Annotated in this window: 19 protein-coding genes and 1 pseudogene; 6 read left to right on the top strand and 14 right to left on the bottom strand. The window is 56.7% G+C overall.

All coding sequences use genetic code 11. The features are described from left to right. Window positions 1-114: 114 nt before the first annotated feature. Window positions 115-1713 (bottom strand): aldehyde dehydrogenase family protein, encoded by a 1599-nt coding sequence (locus NMQ11_RS19250; RefSeq protein WP_255171739.1) that lies wholly within the window; start codon window positions 1711-1713, stop codon window positions 115-117. 193 nt (window positions 1714-1906) lie between these two features. Between NMQ11_RS19250 and NMQ11_RS19245 the strand changes: the two genes are divergently transcribed. The 4 genes from NMQ11_RS19245 (at window position 1907) to NMQ11_RS19230 (ending at window position 8782) form a co-directional block, all read left to right on the top strand. Then, window positions 1907-3016 (top strand): M24 family metallopeptidase, encoded by a 1110-nt coding sequence (locus NMQ11_RS19245; protein WP_345781489.1) that lies wholly within the window; start codon window positions 1907-1909, stop codon window positions 3014-3016. A 151-nt stretch (window positions 3017-3167) separates the two neighbouring features. Beyond that, window positions 3168-3911, top strand: coding sequence for a helix-turn-helix domain-containing protein (locus tag NMQ11_RS19240; RefSeq protein ID WP_255171738.1), 744 nt, complete (start codon window positions 3168-3170; stop codon window positions 3909-3911). Window positions 3912-3967: 56 nt separating this feature from the next. After that, window positions 3968-4948, top strand: coding sequence for a DMT family transporter (locus tag NMQ11_RS19235; protein WP_255171737.1), 981 nt, complete (start codon window positions 3968-3970; stop codon window positions 4946-4948). A 1596-nt stretch (window positions 4949-6544) separates the two neighbouring features. Continuing rightward, complete coding sequence (locus NMQ11_RS19230; protein ID WP_255171736.1) at window positions 6545-8782, top strand: S9 family peptidase; 2238 nt, start codon at window positions 6545-6547, stop codon at window positions 8780-8782. A gap of 227 nt (window positions 8783-9009) precedes the next feature. On the opposite strand, the gene NMQ11_RS19225 is transcribed toward NMQ11_RS19230, so the two are convergent. The 7 genes from NMQ11_RS19225 to NMQ11_RS19195 all read right to left on the bottom strand — a co-directional run bounded on the left by NMQ11_RS19225 (window position 9010) and on the right by NMQ11_RS19195 (window position 16365). Beyond that, window positions 9010-10398, bottom strand: a complete 1389-nt coding sequence (locus tag NMQ11_RS19225; protein WP_255171735.1) for an ABC transporter ATP-binding protein — start codon at window positions 10396-10398, stop codon at window positions 9010-9012. Then, on the bottom strand, window positions 10385-11440 hold the full coding sequence (locus NMQ11_RS19220) for an ABC transporter ATP-binding protein (protein WP_255171734.1): 1056 nt from the start codon (window positions 11438-11440) through the stop codon (window positions 10385-10387). Before NMQ11_RS19220 ends, NMQ11_RS19225 begins: the two co-directional genes overlap by 14 nt. Before the next feature lie 2 nt (window positions 11441-11442). Beyond that, window positions 11443-12615, bottom strand: a complete 1173-nt coding sequence (locus NMQ11_RS19215) for an ABC transporter permease (RefSeq protein ID WP_255171733.1) — start codon at window positions 12613-12615, stop codon at window positions 11443-11445. Beyond that, window positions 12615-13634 carry an ABC transporter permease gene (locus NMQ11_RS19210; RefSeq protein ID WP_255171732.1) on the bottom strand — a complete coding sequence of 340 codons (1020 nt, stop codon included), beginning with the start codon at window positions 13632-13634 and terminating at the stop codon, window positions 12615-12617. Before NMQ11_RS19210 ends, NMQ11_RS19215 begins: the two co-directional genes overlap by 1 nt. Window positions 13635-13674: 40 nt before the next feature. Next, on the bottom strand, window positions 13675-15492 hold the full coding sequence (locus NMQ11_RS19205; RefSeq protein WP_255171731.1) for an ABC transporter substrate-binding protein: 1818 nt from the start codon (window positions 15490-15492) through the stop codon (window positions 13675-13677). A gap of 218 nt (window positions 15493-15710) precedes the next feature. Next, a complete protein-coding gene (locus tag NMQ11_RS19200) occupies window positions 15711-15998 on the bottom strand; it encodes a M24 family metallopeptidase (protein WP_255171798.1) in 288 nt (95 codons plus the stop codon). Beyond that, complete coding sequence (locus NMQ11_RS19195; protein WP_255171804.1) at window positions 15955-16365, bottom strand: hypothetical protein; 411 nt, start codon at window positions 16363-16365, stop codon at window positions 15955-15957. The genes NMQ11_RS19200 and NMQ11_RS19195 overlap by 44 nt, the downstream gene beginning before the upstream one ends. 148 nt (window positions 16366-16513) lie before the next feature. Here NMQ11_RS19195 and NMQ11_RS19190 point away from each other — a divergent pair, with 148 nt between their 5' ends. After that, complete coding sequence (locus NMQ11_RS19190) at window positions 16514-17305, top strand: 2-amino-3,7-dideoxy-D-threo-hept-6-ulosonate synthase (RefSeq protein WP_255171730.1); 792 nt, start codon at window positions 16514-16516, stop codon at window positions 17303-17305. Between the two features lie 288 nt (window positions 17306-17593). Here NMQ11_RS19190 and NMQ11_RS19185 read toward each other — a convergent pair whose 3' ends face one another. The 5 genes from NMQ11_RS19185 to NMQ11_RS19165 form a co-directional block, all read right to left on the bottom strand. Next, entirely contained in the window at window positions 17594-17941 is a 348-nt protein-coding gene (locus tag NMQ11_RS19185) for a cupin domain-containing protein (protein WP_255171729.1), read from the bottom strand. Between the two features lie 138 nt (window positions 17942-18079). Continuing rightward, window positions 18080-18871: an SDR family oxidoreductase gene (locus tag NMQ11_RS19180; protein WP_255171728.1), complete on the bottom strand. Its 792-nt coding sequence runs from the start codon at window positions 18869-18871 to the stop codon at window positions 18080-18082. Between the two features lie 153 nt (window positions 18872-19024). After that, complete coding sequence (locus tag NMQ11_RS19175) at window positions 19025-20158, bottom strand: pyridoxal phosphate-dependent aminotransferase (RefSeq protein ID WP_255171727.1); 1134 nt, start codon at window positions 20156-20158, stop codon at window positions 19025-19027. 812 nt (window positions 20159-20970) lie between these two features. Beyond that, window positions 20971-21225, bottom strand: coding sequence for a HalOD1 output domain-containing protein (locus NMQ11_RS19170; protein WP_255171726.1), 255 nt, complete (start codon window positions 21223-21225; stop codon window positions 20971-20973). Window positions 21226-21472: 247 nt separating this feature from the next. Then, the gene (locus tag NMQ11_RS19165; protein ID WP_255171725.1) at window positions 21473-22627 is read right to left on the bottom strand and encodes an NAD(P)/FAD-dependent oxidoreductase; all 1155 of its coding nucleotides are present in this window, start codon (window positions 22625-22627) and stop codon (window positions 21473-21475) included. 350 nt (window positions 22628-22977) lie between these two features. On the opposite strand from NMQ11_RS19165, the gene NMQ11_RS19160 reads away from it, so the two are divergent. After that, window positions 22978-23742, top strand: a complete 765-nt coding sequence (locus NMQ11_RS19160; RefSeq protein WP_255171724.1) for an IclR family transcriptional regulator — start codon at window positions 22978-22980, stop codon at window positions 23740-23742. A gap of 824 nt (window positions 23743-24566) precedes the next feature. Here the strand turns inward: NMQ11_RS19160 and NMQ11_RS19155 are convergent. After that, window positions 24567-24979, bottom strand: a pseudogene (locus tag NMQ11_RS19155) (trimeric intracellular cation channel family protein); the annotation flags it as partial. Window positions 24980-25336: the final 357 nt, after the last annotated feature.

Raw genomic sequence — 25336 nt, 5'->3', positions numbered from 1 at the left:
TGTGACCTGGCCCAGCGACGAACCCAAACATTCGGACGGAACCAAAACATCGCGTCGAGTCAAGCCGACAACCGAGGTGACTCGATGTGGTGAATGAGCTTTGGATCAGACGTGTTAGGGCTGTCCGACGTCGCCGACGACGGTACGGCTCTGCTGGCGCATGAACTGCTGGAGATACCAGGGGCCGCCGGCAAACTTCCCGGTCGTACCGGAGAACTTCCAGCCACCAAATGGCTGGGCCTGAACCAGTGCACCAGTCGTCGCACTCTGGGATCGGTTGACATAGCACATTCCCGATTCGATACGGTCGAACCAGGTTTCAGCTTCTGATTCCTCTTCAGTGAAGAGTCCGGCACAGAGGGCGTAGTCGCTATCGTTGGCTTTTGTGAGCGCCTCATCGAGGCTCGAGACGGGGTGGATAGTAACGAACGGGAGGAAGTGCTCGTCCGTGGCGAGCTCGTGACCGTGTGAAATGTCCGCCACGACCGTGGGCTGTACGTACCTGCCGTCGGGCAGTGCAGAGTCGTCGACCGTCTCGCCACCAGTCAGCACCGTGCCGTCAGCCGCTGCCAGCTCGGTAATCTCGTTGTAGCGTTCGAGAGCACCATCGTCGATGAGGGGTGACACGACGGTGTCCTCGTCCTCCGGCCGGCCGATGGACAGCTTATTGGTTTCCTCAACCAGGCGTTCGGTGAACTCGTCGATAACGTCCGTATGGACGTAAACGCGGGACGTTGCCGAACACTTCTGCCCGCTGAACGAGAACGCACCGAACTTAACGCCCGAGACGGCTTTCGAGATGTCCGCAGAGTCGGTTACGATCACCGGGTTTTTCCCGCCGAGCTCAGCGATGACTGGTCCTCGTTTGCCCATCTCGTCGAATGTTTCCTGAATCTTGAGGCCAACCTCGCGTGAGCCGGTGAAAGCGAATCCGGCGACGTGTTCGTGCTCGATCATCGGCTGGCCGACGTCTCGTCCGCCACCAGTAACCAGGTTGACGACCCCGTCTGGGATGCCCGCTTCGGTTAGAATCTCGACGAAGAGGTGAGCCGTAAGGGGTGTGGTACTCGCCGGTTTGACCACTGCGGTGTTTCCGGTAATCAGGGCACCGGTGGTCATTCCTACGAGGATCGCAAACGGGAAGTTGAACGGGGTAACGACGCCGAATACGCCGTACGGTTGGAGGTCACTGACACAACGCTGGCCGGGCGTCGGTTCTACGGGCGCAGACGTGTAGCCCTCGTTGCGCTCGAAATCGTCGCTGTAATAGCGGAGGAAGTCGATCGCTTCATCGACTTCGGCAAGCGCTTCCGTTCGGTTCTTGCCGTTCTCGAAGCCCATTACTGCGGCGATCTCGTACTTTCGATCTTCGATCTGATCCGCCGCTTGACGGAAGATCGCCACGCGCTCGTCGAAGGGAGTATCCTTCCAGTCGTCGAACGCATCGTTAGCCGCCTCAACTGCGTCGTCGACGTGTTCTGGGCCCCCGGCGGCGAATTCGCCGATCACTCGGTCGAAATTACCTGGGTCGGTGACTGTGAACGACTCGTTCGTTTCGACGGCCTGCCCGTTAATCCACAGTGGGTGGTTCTCACCAAGGTCGTCTCCTACCGCCTCGACTGCGTTCTCGTAGTCCTCATGGAATTCGTCGAGCATTCCGTTCTGTTCATGTGTGTGAACTGTGAGTACGTTCTCAAATTGGCCAGATGTCATCACTATACAGTCTCTTGGGGCTCGGTTTAAAGATGTCGAATGCCACAACAACGGACGATCCGACTTCGCTAATGCTGGCTGCCCACCTGATCGGACTGCACACGGAATTTCACTCCGTCTGGAGTCGAATGCTCGCTCCGTTTCGTGGTGCTTGGATGGATACTTTCATTACAGTGCCCGAGATTTGAGCGGTATGGGTTCAGCACTCGACCGACGACGCAGCCGATGTCAGTCAATGCTCCAGCGACGCGGGATCGACGGGCTCGTTGTCGGCCCCGGATCGAACATGTACTACTTGACCGGGTTCATCGACGAGCCGAGTGAACGCCATCTCCTTTTCGTCGTCCCTGCCGAGGGAGATCCAACGTTCGTCGCACCGACGATGTACGATGAACAGATTCGTAACACGAGCCAAATCAAGAGCGTCCGACTCTGGGACGACGGAGGCGGGCCGGACACGGTACTCGAGGACGTTCTTGACGTGTTTGGAGCCGGTGACACGATTCTCGTCGGTGACACGCTGTGGGCGACGTTCCTCCTCGACTTGCAGTCCCGGCTTCCAGGGGTCGAATTCGAGCGTGCGAGCACAGTCGTCGGCGAACTCCGGATGCAGAAAGACGAACCGGAGCTCGAGGCACTTCGGCAGGCGGCAACGATCTCCGATCAGGTGAGTCGGGACGTTCGATCCCTCGGTGTCGATGCGATCGGGATGACCGAGGCGGAACTCGCGGCGGAGATTGACCGACGTCTCTCGGACGCTGGCACCACCGGCCCGGCGTTCGAAACCATCGTCGGCTCGGGCCCTAACGGCGCACACCCCCACCATCGGCGCAGTGACCGCGAGATTCGACCAGGCGATGCGGTCGTCCTCGACTTCGGGGCGACGGTCGATCAGTATCCCGGCGACCAGACGCGGACAGTCGTCTTCGACGGCGAGCCACCTGAACGGTTCCGATCGGTACACGAGACCGTCAACGCGGCACTCGAGGCTGGAATCGAATCGGTCGAACCGGGTGTTACCGCCAGCGTCGTCGACGCTGTGGTTCGCCAGGTCATTGAAGACGCCGGCTACGGCGAATTCTTCACCCACAGAACCGGCCACGGTGTCGGCCTGGATGTCCACGAGCAGCCCTACATCGTCGAGGGGAACGACCACACGCTCGAGCCGGGTATGGTTTTCAGCGTGGAACCCGGAATTTACCTCGATGGCGAGTTCGGCGTCCGGATCGAAGATCTCGTCGTCGTGACCGAAGACGGTTGCGAGCGCCTCAATGACTCACCGCGAACGTGGCGGGCACTCTGATTCACTGTCCTCTCGACGTCCCGGTCAAATGGCCGACCGCTGAGACCAAGGATCCTCATCCCAATACGTTGTCGACACTCGATGGATAGGCGAGTTCACCGGAGGAACGTCATTCCATAACAGATTTTTTGTTACGGAGCGTTGTTGGGATATGATCAGGCTTACATTGACCATTCGCCAGGACGATTGTCCCCTTAGCGAGGCCAGTGCAGCCCACGAAATCGCTTTCGTAACCCCGCATTGGTACTACCACCACGACAAATCCCGCCTCGAATTACGGGTACTCGCGGCGGGAGAGAACCGGAAAGCCGTCACGGCCGGGCTCGACATCGTTCAGTCACATCAAGAAACAGAGTCGTTCGAACTGCTGGCGCTACAGCGGTCGAACGCAAGGGCTCGGCTCACGTTGAAAACAACCCAGGCGATGGGAACAGTTATCAGTCACGATGGATACCTTACCGGCCCGTTCAGAAACGTTGACGGAACCGAACAGTGGGAGATCGGCTTCGACGATGCGGCGTCGGCGGAGTCGGCGCTCGATGATCTCCACGCGGACAACACACTCACTGAGTACGAGCGGACCCAGCTTGACCTGGCAACCGTCTTCGAGGGAGTTCGAGCCACCGAGGTCGGTACGGCGGTGATCGAGGCGTGTCGAACCCTGACACCGACCGAACGGAAGACGGTGCGTCATGCGATCGAGGCGGGCTACTACGATGTACCGCGATCAGCGACTCTGGAAGATCTGGCGACAGCTTTCGACGTATCCTCAGCTGCGACATCGAAGACAATTCGGCGTGCTGAGACGAAGCTACTCTCACCGGTAGGTTCAGTTCTCGACTCGGAACCCATCGAAGAAGAAAACCGCTCTCTCAAGGGGCACGTTAACCGTTGACGCGGGGTTAACCTCCTAACAAAATCAGCTATCCTCGGGCGACACGAAGGAAGCGTATGTACAGAACACGGGTCAGGCCAGTGATCACACCGTATCTGTTCGTGCTGGCCCCCCTTCTGGCAGCAGCGCTCTGGGGCGGACTCTACGTCGTGAGCAAGTGGGGATTCAATACTGTCCCGCCTCTCACGCTTGCGTTCCTCAGAATCACGGTCGGATCGATAGCCCTGTTGATAATCGTCCGCCTGAAATATCCGAATCGAACCACTTCGCGACGAGATGTTCTTGGATTTACCGCACTCGGGGTTGTCGTCGCTGTCTCGATCGTTACACAGTTCGTCGGAACCGATCTCACGACGGCGAGCCAGGGGTCGCTGATTACGGTGTTGACCCCGGTTTTCACGGTCGCGCTGGGAATCGTGGTGCTCGGAGAGCGTCTCACGGGACGACTCCTTACCGGTCTGGTTCTGGCAGCGGTTGGAACGATCATCGTCCTCTCGGGCCAGTACGATCTTACCGATCTTCGTGGTGGCGCGACAGTGGGGATAGGGATGTTGCTAATCGCGAGCGCGACGTGGGCGGTATATACTGTCTGGGGGAAGCCGCTTATCGAACGCTACTCTGCCCTCGAGACGGCCGCGTATTCGAGTGCGGTGGCAGTTCCGGTTACCGGGATTCTCGTGCCGTACGAGATCCTAACGACTGAGTTCTCACCGCATCTACTGCTAGTTACCCCATCGATTGTCGTGGCCATCCTCTATCTGGGACTCGCTGGGACAGCCGGCGCGTGGTATCTCTGGTACAAGGGAATGGAGTACGGCGACGCGAGCGTCGTCTCTGCGTTTTTCTTCGCACAGCCCGTTGTCGGGGCAGCGTTCGGGGCCGTTTTTCTCGGTGAGCAGCTGGGATCACGGTTTCTTATTGGCGGGGTCGTCATGGCTGTGGGAGTTTATCTGGTGGCAACGACCCACTCGACAGAACGTGGTTGTGACACATCCACGAGGGAGGTCGCTCCCGTACCCCGGTCAAACAACCATTGACGAATAGTCACGGATCGCTGTCATCGGTTACCGAACTCATATTCTGGTTGATGATGTGGCTGATGGATTGCTCTGGATCGCCAGTCGAAACCCGCATCGGCGCTGTTGCAGCGTGCCTACAACCTTCCGATACGCTCAACGACGGAACTGCCATCTCACGAGAGTGCGGGACCACTCGAGGCCCCGGAATCATCGGCAGCGGTGGTTCACCGAATTGGATTCGTAGAAGTTCCCCTTACTATCACAACGCATCGCGTTGGTGAATCGCCAGAGCGACCGATCGCTGGTGGCTCTGCACCTCCACCACCGAATTCGCCCGACTCACGCACACTCGAGCGTGTCGCACAGACCCTGCCACTCCAAGCCGAATCGCAGACGCTCCCTGGGATCGACGAAGTCTTTAGTAGCAATTAAAACGAAATACACAGTGATACCGATTCCTCGTGCGATCAGGCGTGTACTGACGTGGGGTGGCTCTTTTCGTACTATTTCATGTGTTAACCGATTCACTAACCCGGATGCGGTACAGTGTACCGATTCAGGCATGAGCGGCGGTGTTCAGAGTTGCTGCAGGCCGACCTGTTGTCGATTCGGTCACCGCGATAATCCCTAGTCCGTCCAATAAAATCACGGTGGCCGTTCGGGCCGTGGGACGAGTTGGGTTAAATGGGGATTTTGCCGTGGTCGTATTATCATTACTGCCGTCGTATCTGAATGCAGATCGCGTGACGAAACATCGGTTTTTGCCGTCGACCCGTGTGGTGTGTCGCTCGTCCATTCCTTTGAGTTCCTCGTACGGGAACGGTAACCTTTCCAAGGTATACAAGCGTATGTTTGTAATTGGATCGAATTAGTGACCTCGTCATTCAACGGTACACGTTCTACTGAACTCGAGTGTGGAACAGACCTGACCCCGGGTCAAGATCGGCTACCACATCTGGGTTCTGACGTTGGTTAATTGCACACGACTATGTTCCTCAGAAAGGAATGGACTCTCGTTCCAATGATTTGGGGGGTGGGGTCGAACCACATACCAGAACACGGATATCGTCGCTTGAGCCTATGCCATGACCTGACGGCGCGGGAAATCCCCCGCCAGTCGGTTGCGCTTCACATCTTCTGCGACGGTCGGTTTCCGGTGATGGCTCGGCGACCGATCGGACACGGTCAGGGTAGTTCTCACGGCTTCCAATCGCTTAGCTCAACGATTGTCTGGCTCCTAACTCGAGGTTTTATGATTCCTTACTGGCCCACAATCGTTCCCCAATGGGGAACGATAATCTCCATCGGGCGTAACCGATTCCCAACGTCACGTGGCTCGCCCGATCGGGTCCGTCACTACTACTGTGCAGATGGGGCTCTATGCATTGACGTAATCTCGTCAGCGTTGAGCTGCTCCACCGCCATAGGAATTCATCCCAGGCTATTTTCAGTTAAAGGAAAATATCGCACGGCTGCGACAGCTTATTGGATCTCCTTTCGGAAGGACTGGGGGCAATAAAATATGATTGGCCTATCCGAGTGAAACAACGACATCCGCCGCGTCAGTCGGCCCGGTGTGGAAATATTGATTACCTGCCGTGAGTGACCTTCACCATGAGCTACGGAACGCGTGAAGACTACGAGCGAGCCGAGCAATTTCTCCCGAAGAATGCCGAGTCGCTGGTGCGTAACGACGACCTCGAGATCAACTGGATCGACGACCAGGATCGATTCTGGTATCGACGAGATACTCGAGACGGGGCGACATTTATCGACGTCAACCTCGTGGACGACACGGTCGCGCCGGCGTTCGACCACGAACATGTGGCGAGTGCATTGTCGCGCACGCTGGGGACGACATACACGGCCGATGAGCTTCCCTTTGAGGAGTTCGAATACGGGGACGACGAGGCGACGATTCGCTTCACCGTCGACGGAACTCGATTCGAATGCGAGCTGTCGGCAGCGACTGGGGTCGAACCTGTGACTGCATCTTCGTCGTCCTCGTCAACGCCTTCGACGAGCATCTCTCCTGACGGTCGCTGGGCCGCGTTCATCAGGGACAACGACCTCTACGTTCGAGAGACCACCCACGGGTCGGTGCTTCGACTGACGAACGATGGCGAGGAGCGGTACAGCTATGCCACGCCACTGCGTCCCCCCACAGAGCTGCTCGATGAGGATCCGTCGAGTGACGAACGACCGATCGATGTGCAGTGGTCGCCCGATTCTCGGCGGCTGATGACGTATCGACTCGATCGTCGCAACGCCACCGAGTTGGCGCTCGTCCAATCGACCCCGGACGATCAGGTGCGCCCGAAGTGCGTTACCTACACGTACCCGCTTCCGGGAGAAGTCGGTCTCCCGGTCGCAGAGCCCATCGTATTCGACATCGAACGCCGTACCCAAACCCCCCTGGACGTCGACCCCATTCCGATCCTGTACTACGGATCGGGGCCGCTGTTCGACTGGATCGAGGACGGCGAGCACCTCACCTATTACCGGCGGTCGCGCGGGTTCTCGTCGGCCCAGTACATCGAAGCGAACGCGACGTCAGGTGCGTCCCGCGTAGTATTCGAAGACGAATCCGACACGGTCGTCGATCCTTATCTGTCCGATACACGGGCCGTCGATGACGGCGACCGGATACTCGTGACCTCCGAGCGAAGTGGCTGGAATCACCTGTACCTCGTCGACGGCGACTCGGGCGAATTCGTCTGCCAGCTCACGAGTGGCGACTGGGTGGTTCGCGAAGTGGGATACGTCGACGAAGAGCAGCAACGAGTTTATTTTGCGGCGAGCGACCGAGAGGGTGATTGTGATCCCTACCTCCGTCGCTGGTACCGGGTAAACTTCGATGGGAGTGAGTTAACCCTCTTGACCCCAGAACCAGCCGACCACTCGGTCACCATCTCGGCGTCGGGAACGTACTTCGTGGATTCGTACTCGCGAGTCGACGAACCGCCGGTCACCGTCGTGCGACGGTGCGATGATGGTGGGGTCGTCAAGCACCTCGAAACAGCCGATATCGACCAACTGGCCGACACCGGATGGACGGCGCCGACGCCGTTCACCGCGACGGCAGCGGACGGCGAAACCGACCTCTACGGCGTCATGTGGCGACCGTCGACGTTCGATCCGTCAGCCGAGTATCCGGTCGTCGAGCACGTCTACACCGGGCCCCACGACGCTCACGTACCAAAACGCTTCGACGCCTACCGATCTAACGGCCAGGCAATCGCTGAACTCGGCTTCATCGTGGTCATGATCGACGGCCGTGGAACAGGTCGTCGGTCGAAGGCGTTCCGGGATCGCTCGCATAAAAACCTGAGCCGGATCGGTCTCGAGGATCACCGAGCAGCCATCGAGCAACTGGCTGAGACGCATTCGCACATCGACGGAAGCCGAGTCGGCATCTACGGCCACTCCGCTGGTGGCTACGACGCAGCGAACGCGCTCATGCGACAGGGCGAGTTCTACGACGTCGCAGTCTCCTCCAGTGGCAACCACGATCATCGCCTCGACAAAGCTTCGTGGAACGAGCTCTGGATGGGCTACCCGCTCGACGATCACTATGAAACACAATCGAACGTCGCATTCGCCGACCGACTCGAGGGGAAGTTACTCCTCGTCCACGGCGAACTCGATCAAAACGTCCCGCCGGCTGCCACTCGTCGGCTGGTAAACGCGCTCATCGAAGCCAACAAAGATTTCGACCTGTTGATATTGCCGAACCGAACCCACGACCTCAGCGACGATCGGTACTTCCATCGCCGCCGATGGGATTACTTCGTCCGACACCTCCACGGCGTCGAGCCACCGGCCGAATACGAAATCGATACCTATCGCTGACGAGCTCCGGAGCCGTTTCGCCGGATCTGGCAGATCGATCTGACTAGCGACCATTGATCGAGGACATCGTCGTCACGTGTGTCGACCCCGTTACCGTGCCCAGTGTGCTTCCGTTGGCGATGGAGAACGAACCCGACGACGATCAGCTGACGATACACTCGTTCTGGATACAGCCGCTCGAATCGGACGTCTCCGTGATCGTCAGTGAAACAATCTCGAGGCCGACGCTACTCTCGAGCCGACTGTGTGTAGGCGCTGATCGATTCGGTCTCGAGCTCGTGGCGGAGACAGGCTGCGGGATGGCCGGCGTCAGTCGGTTCGAGGGTCGGCTCTCTCCGTTCACACGGAGTTGACAGCTCGTCGGCCAGCAGCGTGGTCGCTCCGTCTAGGTTCCCAGAAATGACGTGTTCGAGTGCCGCTTCGAGGATCGATTTGGCCTGTTGATCGGCGATCGGTTCGAGAAGTCCGAAGTCTTTGCGAATTCGCCTCCGCAATTCATCTTTGGACACCTGTTGTGGATCAGTGTACTGGTCGTTCTCCGCGACGACCTCCGCTGCGTACGTGTCCGGACTGATCCTCCCTTCAGACAGACGCTGACGCAGGTTCAGTATCCCTCGCCAGACGGATTGGTCAAAGCTGTACTCGTCGGGCTGAATCACCTCGGGACACCGTGTGTGGAAACGACAGCCACTCGGTGGCGAGGAGGGGCTCGGGACGTCGCCACTCAACTCGCCACCAAGCCCACGATCAGTCGGATCGGGGGTCGGGATCGACGCAATCAATGCCCGCGTATACGGATGCTGTGGGTCGGTGAAAATCTGATCGGTCGGCCCGATCTCGACGATTTCGCCGAGGTACATCACGGCAACCCGATCACATATCTGGCGAACGACAGACATGTCGTGGCTGATGAAGATGATGCTTTGACCAAACGACGTTTGCAACTCGTTGATGAGCGCCAGAATGTCCGATTGCACAGATACGTCGAGCGCCGATACTGGTTCGTCCGCCACGATCAGGTCAGGGTTGACCGACAGCGCTCGAGCCAGCCCGATGCGTTGTTTTTGGCCGCCGGAGAACTCGTGAGGGTACCGATCGATGTCACCGCCCGAAAGCCCCACTCGCTCGAGGAGATCTTTCACGATACTGCGTCGCCGATCGCGATCGCTCATTCCCTGTACTCGAAGCGGTTCACCGACGGATTCGCCGATACTCATTCGGGGATCAAAGCTCGAATCAGGATCCTGAAATATCATTTGCGCACGTCGACGAAATCGCTTGAGATCGTCCGAGTCGTACGAAGCGATATCGTCTCCGTCGAAATTGATTACGCCATCCGTCGGCTCTTCCAGCTGCAGCAGTGTCGTGGCGACAGTTGACTTGCCACAGCCGCTTTCGCCAACGATACCGAGCGTTTCACCCGGGTACACGTCGAAGTCGATACCATCGACGGCTCGCACGCGACCGACTTCGGTCTTGATGATACCCTCCGTGATCGGGTAGTGTTTCGTGAGGCCGCGAACCGAGACGAGGGGCGTTTCGTCAACGGTGGAGTGGTGGGATACCTGTTCCTGTTCTTGCTCGTGTTTCTGTCTGTGTCCGTTACTCTGCGTCATTGTGATCTCCTCCATTTGCCAGCGCACTCTCGTCCGTGTTGGTCGAGCCGACGGAAGCCAACACAGACTGGTCGGATCCAGTACGGTAGTGGAGACACGACACCTCGTGGTCGGTTCCGGTTGCGGATTCGAATGCGGGTTGGTCGCCGCTCCAGCACTCGTCGACGTCATACTCACACCGCACCGCGAACCGGCATCCGGGCGGTATCGCCGTCGGATCCGGTAAGGTTCCCGGGATTCCGCCGAGTGAACCCGATTCCGGGAGGCAATCGAACAACGCCCTGGTGTACGGATGGGCTGGTTCCTTGAAGATGTCCATCACGTCTCCACGTTCCATGATCTTCCCTGCGTACATCACGATGACTCTATCGGCGATTTCGGCAACGACGCCTAGATCGTGCGTAATGAAAATGATGCCGATGCCGAATTCCTCCTGAAGATCGTTCAATAGCGAGATGATCTGGGCCTGAATCGTGACGTCCAGTGCCGTCGTCGGCTCGTCGGCGATAAGCAGGTCGGGCTGACATGCGAGTGCGATGGCGATGATGACGCGTTGTTTCATCCCACCGCTGAACTCGTGGGGGTACTGTCGGAGACGTTCTACTGGTTCGGGTATGCCAACCCGGTCCAGCAAGCTAATTGCCTGTTCTCGCGCCTCCTCCTTTGAGACATCCTGATGGAGCGTAATCGCTTCCATTATCTGCCAGCCGATGGTGTACACTGGGTTGAGTGCCCCCTGCGGATTCTGGAAGATGTGACTGATGTGTCCGCCGCGAAGTTCGCGGAGTTCGGTGTCGTCCATCTCCGTCACTTCACGCCCCTTGAACCGAATCGATCCCTCAGGAATCTCGCCGGGTGGACTCGCAAATAATCTCGTAATCGATTCGCCAGTTACCGTTTTCCCGCTTCCCGATTCGCCGACGATGCAGACTGTTTCACCGGCGTTCACATCGAAAGAGACGCCGTCAACAGCGCGCACAGTCTCGTTGACGTGGAAGTGGGTGTGCAAGCTTCGCACCGAGAGGAGTGGTTCTGTCGTCATTGTTAGTGGTCTAGTCGTGGATCAAGTGCGTCTCGTAGCGCGTCACCGAGGAAGTTGAACGCCAGGATCGTCATGAACAGGAAGATCCCAGGGATAGTCGAGATCCACCAGGCGTCGTGTAAGTCGTTCCGACCGTCGGCGATCACCTGGCCCCACGAGGGGATGGTCGGATCTCCGAGTCCGAGGAACGACAACGCGGCCTCGTACAGGATTAATCCTGGAATGAGCAGCGTCGCCGCAGTGATGACGCTGTTCGAGACGTTGGGAACGAGGTGGTGGCGCATAATGTAGAACCCACTCGCCCCTGCGTTCTGTGCGGCCATGATGTATGACTCTTCGCGACGCTGGAGCGCCTCGCTCCGAACGATGCGAGCGATCCCACCCCACCCGGTGAGACCGAAGATTACGATCATCACGAACAGGCTCCCGCCGATGAGGTACACGAGCAACAAGTAGAGGAAGAACGTCGGGAACGTGATCTGGATGTCGACGTACCGCATGAGGATTTCGTCGACCGCTCCACCGAAGTAGGCCGAGGCCGTGCCGACGATCGTCGCGATGACGATGATGATCAGCGTCGAGATGAGGCCGATTTTCATACTGACTTGCATCCCGTAGATAACGCTCACCAGGATGTCTTTCCCTTCGTGTGTCGTCCCGAAGGGATGGCTCCAGGTGCCGTAGCAATTCCCGTCCGACACCGTACCGGTACAATCGAGCGGAATCGCGCTATCGACCGTCATTCCAATGGGCGGCTGATACGCGCTCATCATCTCGAGGCGGGGTGGATCCAGAAAGAGCGGACCGATCGTCCCGATCAGGAAGATGATGAATAGGTAAATCAAGCTCAGGATTGCCATCCTGTTCTGCTTGAACTGGGCCCAGTAATGGAGCGTCATTCGTTTGTTCTGATACAGTGGAATGACGACAAAGAAAAACAGTGCAAGCATCGTTGCGATAAAGAGCCAGTCGACCGGCGAAATACTGATAGAGCCGACCCCGTCGACTTCGATGAGTGGCACTCCGCTTGGGAGAACCAACCAATCGTACAAGAACGCCAGGACGAGAAGGGTGTACGTCCCGACGAGGGCGACTGTTCGCAACGGAATTCCCCCTCGTTCGCGATCGATTTCGTCCCAATCGACGTCCTCGAAGGTTTCGTGTTCCGTCGACATTATCGATCACCGAAGTCAATACGTGGATCGAGTACAGTGTACGCGATGTCCTGTACGAGATTGCCGATGATCGCGACAAACGTTGGGATGAGCACGGTCGCCATCACGACCGGCGTGTCCCGATCCATGATCGCGTTGTAACTCAACTGCCCGAGCCCTGGTATACTGAAGACGACCTCGATGAGATACGAAGCGACGAAGATAATCCCTAACAGGTCGCCGACCATGATCGTCGACAGCGGGACGGATGCGGGTCGGAAGATGTGTCTGTAGAGGATTCGACGGCCGCTTGCCCCTTTTGCCTTTGCCGTTTTCACGAAGTCAGCTCGGACGTACTCAAGCGCTTCGGCTCGTGCATACCGCATCATTGATGCGATTGCCCCAGTTGTCAACACGAAAACTGGGAGCACGAGCTGGCGGAGGTTATCTCCGCTCAGCATCGATCCGACTGTAATGTTCCCGTTCGGGTCTTTGGCCGCGTTAGCGTCGAACGTAATTGGAACCCACTCGAGGTAGACGCCAAAGAGCAACAGGAGGACGATTGCAAACCAAAAGTTTGGAATGCTCAGCCCGAAGAAGGCAAAGAAGGTTGCCGCGTAGTCCGTCCGGGTGTACTGGTTAGTCGCGGAGTAGAGCCCGATCGCCAATCCGAGGATCGTCGACAAGATTACTGCCGGGATGCCGTACATCAGCGAGTACGGATAGGCGTTCGCGACGGCCTCTGTGACCGGTTGCATTCGGGTATGCGACCAGCCCCAGTTGAAGGTGGCCATGTTTACCATGTAGTCGATGTACTGTTCGTGTACCGGGCGATCCTGTCCGCGTTGAGCTTCGATGGTTTCTCGAATCTCGTCTGGATCCTGCCCCTGCTCGACAGCCGCTGAAAACATCATATCCTGCGTATGCGTCTCCGGCGTGAGATACATCAGGAAGAACGTAATGGACAGGATGATGAACGTGGCGACGACAGCCCAGGCGACCCGTCGAGCAATATACCAGCCTAAGTATGAATTTCGCATATGTGGTCTGTGAACGTTTGCGGAACTGGTTCAGTGTGGACTATGCTTCGAACTGCCAGGTGACGCTATCCCACGTGTGCCCCCACTCTTCGATCGGTCCAGAGACCTTCGATCGGTACCCCATCGTGTCATCTCCGTAGTAGAGGAAGTTCACTGGTTGCTCGTGATTCAGATCGCTGTAAATGTCGGTCATAATGTCGAAGCGCTCGTCCTCATCGACGGTTCGAGCAGCTTCGTCCCATAGCGTTTCAATCTCGTCACTTGGCTTGTATCCGAAGCTATTGTACGGCCCCTGTTCGCTGAAGTACATCGACCCGCTTGCGGGCGTCAACGGGAACGTGTAGTAGTTCAGCCCGTACATCAGATCCCAATCGTCGGCACTCGCAGTCCCGTCGTTCGGTCCGTCGTTTTGACTCCCCGCCGACCACGGCTGTTCGCCGTCGCCCTGCCACTCGTTTTCGAGATACCTACTGACCATCGTACTCCATTCGACAAGGTTGATGTCGACATCGATCCCTGCTTCGGCGTACTCCTGCTGGATAAACTCGGCGGTCGTGCTGATTGTATCAAACCCACTGAGTGCAACGAGGTCGAGGGTTACCTGCCGGCCGTCCGGCCCGAGCAACTCTCCGTCGTCGTAGCCGTAGTCTGAAGGCAAGGCTGCCTCGAGCTCCTCCATCGCGAGATCGTAATCGTGAGAATCGCCGACGCCGAACTCCTCGATCCCGTCATCTACAAACCACTCCGACCACGACGGCTGGTACGTCTGTGCGACTTCGCCGAGTCCTCGTTCGATTTCCTCGAGGATGATTCGCTTGTTGACGATATACCCGAGGGCGCGACGAACGTCGGTGTTGTTCAACTGATCCCATCCGTTCGTCCGGTGGTTGTAGGCAAGCGGATTGACGCGAGCCGTCGGAGCCATGTTCACGTACGTGTCGTCTTCGTCGTTGATTCGGTCGACACGCGGCGGTGGAACGTACGTAGAGTGGATGCCACCGGTTCGCAACGAAGCGAGGCGAGAGCTCTCTTCGGGGATGATGTTGAACGTGTACTGCTCGAAGTACGGCGCGTTCTGCCAGCTTTCCGGCACGTCATCGGCGTCGTGCATATAGTAGTCGTCGTTCCGGGTGACGACATACTCGGATTCCCGATCCCACTGTTCGAACGTATACGGGCCGAGATTACCCGTGTACTTGAGCTCCTGGACGTCTTCGTGCTCTGTGAGTCCGTCGATGTCTCGGTCTTCGACGAAGTCCTCGATAAGGGCTTTCGGCATGATCGTTTTCCCGGACATGAAGGTGCGCCGCTCGAACGAGGGATCCACCTCCGGCAAGTGAAGGTCGAACGTATACGTTCCCGTCTTTTCGGCTTCGACACCGTCCCAGCTTCCGGCGTCGAGCGAACCGGCCCAGTTGTCCTCCCCCTGATGGATCTCGGTGATGTAGTACACCCAGTCCTCGGCGGTCATCTCACCGTATGGCTCGCTCCACTCCAGGTGATCTCTGAGTTCACAGTGATAGGTTTCCCCATCCTCGGTGTCGATGTCCATCCACAGCGGAAATACCTCGAAGTCCGATGATGAATCGAGAGCATAGCTTCCATCCATCGTCATTGCCACGTACCCTGCCGAGGTCGTATCACCAATCTGGAACGGGACGAGTGTATCCCCATCGCCGGAAGATCCAGCGATGAATACCTGTTCATCCTGCTCACCACCATTACTCGTATCGTCGTCGGCTCCACCATTCCCATCATCATCGGATCCGAAACAACCCGCAATGGCACTGGTTCCGGCGATACCGAGATACCCAAGCATCTGTCTCCGTGTTCGCACTAACTTGCCATTTGTTGGCATACTCATACGAATCGAGTGCATATACAAATACATTTGGGTTGTGGTAGAGGCAATTGGGTGGGGAATAAGTGGTGGAATCACCTCTCAGAACCGCTCACTTCCCCGTATTCGACAGCATACACCAGAGGCCACGAATGATTGCCGATTCGTAATGAGTACCCACGGAGGGGACGACCGCACAGCCAATCAAGTGCTTATTGATTGGTTCAGTGGTGACGTCACTGACTCGGTCGATGAACCCGCGTTCGTGGCCTTCCATCCCGATGTTGTGCCCGGTGTGGTGTTTGCATGTACTCGAGTAGTCCGTGTTCGTTCCCGTAGTCGTGAACTGCTTGATCGACAGCGGCGACGGGAACACCCGGCCCGGCAGTGTCGATTGCCAGCGCCTGCAACGCTTTCATATGTGCACAGTAGTGGCGGTGTTCATCGCTTGCCTCCCCGAGAAACATCGTCCGTCCGAGTTCAGTTATGTACCCTCCGACGTTCGACGATGCACCGGTGGTGATGATTCGCCGTGCTCGAGCCGTCGGTTTTCGGTGAGGCCATGGGGAACGCCTGTACCGTCCAGTGGGTGGCGCCCCCTGGAAGTAGCAACCTTTCGACGGTTCTCCTCTCCTCGAGCACGGCTCGTGCCCGTTCAGGTGGCGGTGGCCTTCCCTCTCCAGTGGTTGCGACAGCGCCGGGAAACTCACGGCTCGCCTGTTCACCAAACCGTCCTGGGGAACAGGTCCCATCTCCGTAGACGAACGCGTAGTCGCGGTCTGGGCCACCAAATCGAGTCAGGTCGTACAACATCTCGTCGAAACAGTCACCGATGTGAACGTATGCATCGGCGTCGTGTTTGTCGAGTTCCTCGTCGATCCAGTCATACACTGTCTCCAGTCGCCTTGGATGCTACATCGCCTGACGTATTTTTCCCCAATCGATCGAGAAGGAACCGAACAGCGAACCGGCGCTCTCGTCGAGTGAGGCGGCTGATGGAGTCGAAAAAGTTTAGTCCGGGTGTGCCGGTGTAGCGACTATGTCCATTGGGAAAGACGCACGACTTGAAAACATCGGGACGAATGGGCGAATGTTCAACGTTCCGATGGATCACGGCATCACAATCGGTGCAGTAACGGGTCTCAAACGTATCGAAGAGACAATCGACGCCGTCAGCCGCGGCGGTGCCGACAGCGTTCTCACACAGAAGGGGCTTGCCGAGCGCGTCCACCCCAATAAGAGCGATGCGGGGTACATTATTCACCTCAACGCGTCGACGACACTCGGTCCCGACACGAACGACAAACGCCTCACTGGAACAGTCGAGGAAGCGGTTCGACTCGGGGCGGACGGCGTCTCTCTCCACCTGAACGTCGGTTCTGACTCCGAACCACGGCAACTCGAGCAACTCGCCGGTATCACGGCCGACGCAGAACGGTTCGGCATGCCCGTGCTGGCGATGGCATACGCTCGAGGGCCCGGTGTCGATGAACACGACGCGACGAGCCTCGCTCACGCGGTTCGCCTCGCGGAGGAGGTCGGTGCCGATATTGCCAAAACGGCCTACAGTGGGAGCGAATCGAGTTACCGGGAGGTCACTGCGGCGACGAACCTCCCCGTCATTATGGCCGGCGGTTCTCCGGCATCTGACCGTGAAATGCTCGAGAACGCTCGTGGTGCACTCGATGCAGGTGCCGCCGGCGTCTCGATGGGTCGCTCTATCTTCCAGCACGACGATCCGGAGGCAATGACTCGGGCGGTCGCGAGCGTCGTCCACAAGGACGCCTCGCCCACCGAGGCGCTTGAGATCGCCGAATTGCAGGTACGCTAACTACGAGTAGCATCGTACAGCGACCTCTGTTGTAGCTGTCGAACCACCGGACTACCGGGTCATCGAAAAGCAGCCCACGCCTACCCCACGATTCGCCAGCCAACACTCGTCACTAGCGTGGCGTGTTCCTCGTTGCAAGCGATCGCGTAATCCAGCAAGCCACCAGTTGCAGAGGTGTCGGCGGTCGGAGACACGTGAGTACCGTGACTACACCGGTCCATCCTAACCGTCACTCCTCGTCTCAGAGACGTCGAGTCAGAAGAAGGATCGGTGAAATTGCCGGCCGGTTTAATCCTCTCGATCGGTCCAGAAGTCGAACCCACGTCCGGGTGCAAAAACGTCGAGCGCAACTGCGCGTTCATCGCCCGTATTTTCGACGCGATGAGACTCCCACGACTCCAGCAGCACCGAATCATGCTTCTTGAGTGTGACCTGATCACTCTCGGTGAACACCGTCAGTTCCCCTTCTAGCACAACACAGACCTGCTCGTTCTCATGGTCATGCATGGGGGACGAGTGTCCCGGTGGTTTCTCAAACCATTCAAACGTGAACTGGTTGCTCCCGGCGAGTGAGGCGCGTTTCCAGCCGTCATCAGGCTCATACGTCTCTGTGTTTTCGAAGCGTACAGGTTTCATTTGCTGTGTATAGCTCAGTCGAAGGGGGAAATGATAATTGTTTGGATTTAGGGGAACGAAAGTGGGGTTCGACTCACCTCGCTAGGCGCCGCCGCTCAAGATGGGAGCAGGTCTGAGCGCCGGGTTTCGGACAACTGCTTAGAGGTTCGATGCCCCTGCACCGCCGTCGATTGGCACCGCAACTCCGTTTATGTAACTCGAGCGGGGTGAGCTCAGGAAGGCCACGACCTCGCCGAGTTCGGTCGGTTCGCCGATCCGTTCGAGCGGGATACCGGATCCCCGCGCCTCGAGACCGTCTTCGTAGGACTCGTACTCGCCCCGGTCGACAGCCTGTTCGACGAGTTCTCGAATCCGCGATGTCTCGTGAGGGCCCGGGAGAACCGCATTCGCACGAACGTCGGGGGCGAGTTCCTTCGATAGCGTCTTCTCGAGGCCGATGACGCTCATTCGGACGGCGTTCGAGAGAACGAGCGAATCGATCGCCTCCTTCACACTCCGGGAGGTGATGGTGACGACCGTTCCGCCGTCGCCCGCGGCGAGTGGCTCGGCGGCTGCCCGGACGAGTCGAACGACGCTCATCACGAGGAGGTCAAAGGCGTGGTACCAATCATCATCGTCCAGATCGAGAAACGGGCCACTCGGCGGGCCACCAGCGCTCGTCACGAGGTGATCCAGTCGATCGAACTCCTCGAGTGTTCGGTCGACGAGCGTGTCGATGTCGTCTGGATCAGTTAGATCGCCCGGCACACTGACGACGTCACCGTCGCCGAGTTCGTCGAGTTCTGACACCGCATCGGCGAGTCGTTCCTCATCACGCCCGTTTACGACGACGTTGGCCCCCTCCCGAGCGAATACTTCCGCAGACGAGTAACCGAGACCGCTACTCGAAGCCGTTATCAGTGCGACGTGTCCATCAAGTTGAAGGCTCATACACCTGTATGGGGTTTTCGGATCCACATAATTCTTCGGTTGCCGATCAGTCTCGCACATTATGTGTTCTTTATGCTACACCGTTCGCCGATCGATGAATTCGAAGTAGATACTGAAAGTGGACCGATACAACGCGTCAGGCGTGGCGAATCGCTAGAGGTACGCTTCGAGTCGGTCAAACCCCTCTCTGGTGCGGTTAATCGAATTCGTGTAGGCGATCCGGATTCGGCCGGTTCCAGTCGATCCGAACACCGTTCCGGGAACGACCGCGACACCGGCTTCGCGAAGCAGCGACCAAGTGAACTCGACTTCGTCGTTGAACCCGTCTGGAATCGTCGGAAACACGTAGAACGCACCGTCAGGCTGCGGACACGACATTCCCGGGATGTCGTCGATTCGGTCGAGCACATACAATCGACGCTCGGCAAACGACTCGACCAGTGGTTCATGGAGATTGCTCTGTAGTGCATGCACCGCAGCCCACTGTGAGAGTGATGGGGCACACGTCGTCGTGTACTGTCGTACCCGAACGATGGGGTCGATGAGTGATTCAGGGGCACCCAGGTACCCGAGTCGCCACCCGGTCATCGAGTACGCTTTCGACGCACCGTTTACCGTCACAGTTCGGTTTCGGAGGCCGTCGTAGGTGGCGAGGCTGCGATGGGAACCCCCGCTGTAAACGATTTTTTCGTAAATCTCGTCGGAGAGAACGAGGAGGTCGTTGTCAACGGCCAGATCCCTGAGTGCCTGGGCTCGCTCGTGTGAGAGGACGCTCCCGGTCGGATTGTGGGGACTGTTGACGATGAGCAGTTTCGTCCGGTCGGTAATGGCGTCGGCCACCGATTCGATGTCGGGCTGAAAGCCGTCGTCAGGATCGAGACGATACTGAACCGGTTCACCACCCGCCAGCTTGACGTGTGCACCGTAGGTCCAACTCGGATCGGGGATGAGCACCTCGTCGCCGCTATCGACGAGCCCCATGATAGTGACGAAAACCGCCTCAGTCGCCCCGGTCGTGACGACCACCTCACCGTTCGGATCGTACTCGAGGTCGTTGTCTCGAGCGAATGTGGATGCGACCGCCTCACGCAGTTCCTGGATGCCATAGTTCGACGTATAATGGACGTGTCCCGCATCCATCGCGTCTTTTGCAGCGTCCTTGATCGGATCAGGGGTGTCGAAATCTGGCCGGCCGATCTCGAGGTGGACGATGTCGTTCCCCGCTGCTTCGAGCCTATCGCATTCCTCAAAAATTTCTCTAATGCCGGAGAACGGTATCCGATCCATTCGTATCGCCGCTGGGTTAGCTAAAGACATGGACGACCCATCGCACAGCGGGGATAAAAAGCACCCGGTCGGTGCAGCACTGGTCGCTTGCTGACGGTCGCAAGATCGACGTGCTCGCCTCCACGTGACTGCTTTCGAAAGGGGATCGTCCCCCAGTGCATCGCTCATTGGTGGCACTGCAACTAACGAGCGCTTCTGACAATACCGATTCCTATCGGAACGTATTGACGTCCGATCCTGGGAACCGTGATGAAACATGCCGAACCGACAACCAACGTCAGTGAAACGGCACTGCCGTCGGGTGGTGGGGTGCAGTGTGATCGGTCCTGAGAGTCGTCCAATTCGTCGTCACCGTCAAGGTACAACCGATCAGTCTCCGCATCGTTCAGTAACGCTTCACCCATCTCTTCGAATCTATTCTCACCCATGACGGTTTCCGTTTGGGTGCAAAATATAGATCGTTGGACGCCAGTTGATCGATCAGGATGTGAAAATGTCGACATCTACGAGCGTTATCGTTCCCTCCCAGCAGTCGATCGGAACGGACATTGTTCTGGAAACGCACGGCGTAGACGAAGACCTGTGTTGGAAAGCATTTCCTCGTCATCGTTGTGGTCGAGTTTCTGATTTCCGTTCACAACGCAGGCGGGATGATCAAAGTGAATCTCTTTGGAGTCGTAGCTTTGGCGATGTTCACCGTAGGGTTGGTTTGGCCAACCAAATCGAACATAACTAAAACCCTGCCATTCTCGGATACGTTGTCTTATCTCCAGCCGGCCATCGCCGACGCTGGTCTGTGAGCTGTTTTTGATTTAGCTTTCAGTCGCACGCGCCGGTTTAATCACGTGGACGTCGCCGTCCTCAACACGTACTGTATAGTCGTGATAGTTGAATTCGACGATAATTTTCGTATCGGTCTCTTTAGTGGCAGTCGACTGGAAGAGGGAATTCAAAGCGTCCGGATCGATGACCCCGTAAAGTGACCACCTCAACTCAAGTGGGTCGATCCCCTCCTCTTTGGCTATCTCTTGAACTACACATTGACTGACTGTTGCCGTCCCCGACATAGAATGTCATGTGCCCCCATCATACATATAGGTTCGGAGCTATCACGGGTCAATTCACTTTCTGTTCGGCCGGTATCGCTTCAACGTCGATCCCTCCTCTATCTCCCACGGAAAGAGAGATACACGCCCCACCCCTATGAGTAACAGATTCAAAATGGTGCTTGATTCACAGGAATTCTGTACCAATGTACCATCAACCACCTGCCACACAGTTGGCGTACAGCGGCAACTTGTGAAAACACCTCGATCAGTCAATCACCGTACCTTCTTCAAGCGGACTTCCGCCATCGAACCGATCCTTCGAAAGCATCGACACATCGACCGAGTGTGGCTCCCCATCGGCAACGATTTCAGCAACGAGTTTTCCCGTAGCAGGTGCCTGCATAAACCCATGCCCAGAAAAACCAACCGCGTTAATGAATCCCGGAATGGATTCTTCGATAATGGGATGGTGGTCGGGTGTCACCGCGTATAATCCCGCCCACGATTGTCTGATTTCAGAATCCAGTCCAAAGTAGCCAGCGCACTCTGCTGCCTCCTCGATGACTTGCGCTGACCACTCGAGTGAAACACGTTCCGAGAACCGATCGGGATCCATTTCAGGGTCAGACTCGGAGAAATGGCCACCAGCGACGACGTTTCCGTTTCGTTCTGGGCGGAAGTGAACACTGGCGTCCGCATCGATTGTGAACGGGACGTCGTCAGAGACGGGGATCGCCGGATCAACGATGACTAGCTTTCTTCGCCGAGGTGAGATTGGGAGCGATAGTCCGGCCATTGCACCGATTTCGGCAGCCCAAGGGCCCCCTGCGTTGACGACGTAATCGGCATCGATCGCCCCGTCTGTCGTCGTGACGCCGCGCACCTGCCCGGTTCCATCGAGTTCGACGTCGGTCACCTCGACCTTCGTCCGAATTTCGGCACCGGCCTCGGTTGCCGCGATAGAGAACCCCTGTAGGCCGAGATGAGGGTCTGCAAAGCCGTCCGTCGGCGAATACGCCCCACCAACGAACTCGTCGGTGTGAAGTTCGGGACAGAGCGACGCGGCCCGTTCGGGGCTCACAAATTCGCTCGGCACGCCGAGCTCGTTCTGTTTTCGAACGTTTTCGCGGAACCGTTCGGCCGTGGTCTCCGTCCGAGCGAGGAACAGATATCCTGGACGGCGGTATTCGAGGTCTATGCCAAAGTCGGCTTCGAAGCGTTCCCAGACGTCGATACTCGCCAGTGAAAGGTTTGCGCTAACCGGAGACGAAAACTGGGCTCGAATACCTCCGTTTGCTCGGTCTGTGCTCCCCGAACCGAGCGTAGACTTCTCTAGAACTGTCACCTCGATGCCGCGTTTTCTCAGGTAGTACGCACTCGATAGTCCGATAACTCCGCCACCAACGATCACCGTATGCATGATAACCGATTGCTAGCCATCGTATATAAGAACTGGTGTCAGTATCTCCGACAACACCGCTTAGATCTGCGAAACTCTAGTCGATTCGCAATCTACCGCTATACTAGGTGTGTGGTTCAGCAAGTACTCGAGTATCTGAACCTCGTTCGTGACGATTGATTTGCGTTCCTTATAGAGGAACGAACCTGATCGACTGATACGAACTCGGCAAACTGAATTGATTTGGTGTTACACCCATCGAGGTCCCAATATCCAAGCGGGCTTAACATCTAGTTCATAAAACATCAAACTGATCTGTGATTCCTGAGAGAGGTACAATATTTATGTTCCTGCACCACCCCCCTCATCGTATGGCAACGCCACAAACCGCACCACTTCGGACGACCGAGAACACGATCCGGGTGATCGACGCGTTACGTGAGCTCAAAGGCGCAGGTGTGACCACCTTAGCTGACGAACTGGGGATGTCCAAGAGTACGGTTCACGATCATCTCTCCACACTCCGAGCGCATGATTATGTTGTGAAAAACGGCGATACTTACGATCTCGGTCTTGGCTTCTTCGAGGTTGGCGAGTACGCCCGAAAGCGTCGGAAGATCTATGAGATTGCCCGTCCAGAAGTCACGAACTTAGCAGATCAAACCGGCGAGGTCGCGAACTTGATGGTTGAAGAGCATGGACGCGGTGTCTACCTCTTTCGTGCCCATGGGGACAATGCGGTAACGCTAGACACCCACACCGGAAAACGACGTTATCTGCATAACACCGCTCTTGGGAAAGCAATTCTCGCAAACTTTCCCGAACAGCGGGTACACGAGGTTCTCGACACTCATGGCCTACCTAAAGAAACTCAGTATACGATCACCGATCGGGAGACACTGTTCGACTCGCTCGAGGAAATAAGGGAGCGAGGGGTCGCTTACTGCGGGCAAGAGCGGGTCGAGGGGCTACAGTGTGTCGCAGCACCCATCTTGAGTACGGACGACCGCGTCCTTGGGGCAATTAGCGTAGCCGGTCCGACGACCCGAATCAAGGGCGAACGGTTCAAGAAGGAAATCCCAGAACTCGTTTCACAGGCAGCCAACGTCATCGAGATTAACGTCACGTATGGATGAGCAACTATCCCCAGGTAGACTGTTCCCACCTGAGGAACGCTATCCGAGTGTTATTTTGCCGTTCGGCCCCAAAGTGTAAAACTGTTAACAGAGGCAAAATGCAGGTCGAATAATAATGGAAATATCAGCTTCATCTGTTCCCCATTGAGGAACAGAACGTTATGGTCACACTCAGAGATGGATTTACAACCATATGCTTGTAACACGTCGTGCCGTAAGTTAGGCGGTGTCCACCTAGTCATGTGAAGTGTACGATTAGTAACGTAGATTCAATAGACTTAGCAGTACCAACTAACCTTTAAAGGATAATTGGATCTGAGTAGCCGACTGAAGGCGAGTGGTACATGTTATACGAATACCGTTATTAACTTGAACCGTTGCTTGTGAATCCAGTTGTGTATTCCGCCCCCGAGACGCACTATTGGTTGTGGCCAATAGGGGACGTCGGAGTCATCCACATACCGATACATCAATGGTTTGGTTAATTGCTTCGTTGACTTCTTCTTGAGAACCGCCTTCACTCTACCCACTGGGCAATTATATCGGTGGCTGTGAACCTGCCAATCCACCAGCAATCACAAATGAATAGTGGGTGTAGTATCCATCACCCGTTGGCCCATTCAGTATTGAAAAGCATAGCAATACTGTGTGTGCGGATTAAAATACCCTGACGCTCCCAAGACGGTCAACTCTTTCGCAAAATCTCAATAGAGCGATGGGTTTTCTACTGTTTCTCCACTTGTTCCTCAGTAAGGAACTGAACAGCTTACTAGGAGAGAACGTCAACGCCTAATCAAACCGGTCTTTTGTATTGTGGGAAGGTTCTAACCATACGTAACTGCTACAAATCGAGTCCCGAATGTCACCACTGCACACCCTGCTGCGGCTGTACTTCCAGTGGAGCCCACACTTATAAGAATCCAATACGTGCTTCCACCCAAGACTGCACAACTCGCATAAAAGTCGTCGAACAAGATAAATGGAGGACGATCGAGGAGAATATCTGCAACTGCACCACCACCGCTGCGTTGATTGTTGCGATAGCGACAACACCAAAGGCTGAAACATTCGCCGCAGTCGCAACGATTGCACCAGTGGTGGCAAATGCAGCGAGGCCAATAGCATCCGAAATGAGCGTAACCGGATGGCTATCAGGAGATGTTAAGACACCACTCAAACCGATCGCTAAACTCACTCCTAGCAAACTCAAACTGATTTCGATTGGTGACAGGAGTGCGTAGCTTCGCTCATGATCATAACAGTCTAATTACAGACCTGTAGCATGAAAGTTTGTGCAACCGTAAGTTCACATACGATATGTACCGTATCTCTCAGCCAATACGGCTCATATCCTCAAAGACGATAGTCTTCCTCGTGGACCATCTCGAGCGAATATGCATCGTTCTTGTCGGTACTCGGTGGTGGTATCTCCTCCATCTGGATAATTCTGTTCGTGCCATCAGTCGAAGAGTGTTTGAGAGGCGGCCCATGTTTGGCGAACCGTCCCACCAGCTGTAGACTTGTCATTTCAGGGAACCCATTGCGCGGTCAACCCTTGTCGTACCCATCTTGGTTGAGGAGGACGGTGTCGGTA

Origin of the sequence: Natrononativus amylolyticus (genome assembly GCF_024362525.1) — an archaeon.
GTDB classification, from domain to species: Archaea; Halobacteriota; Halobacteria; order Halobacteriales; family Natrialbaceae; genus Natrononativus; species Natrononativus amylolyticus.
This window is presented reverse-complemented; position numbering and strand designations above follow the sequence as displayed.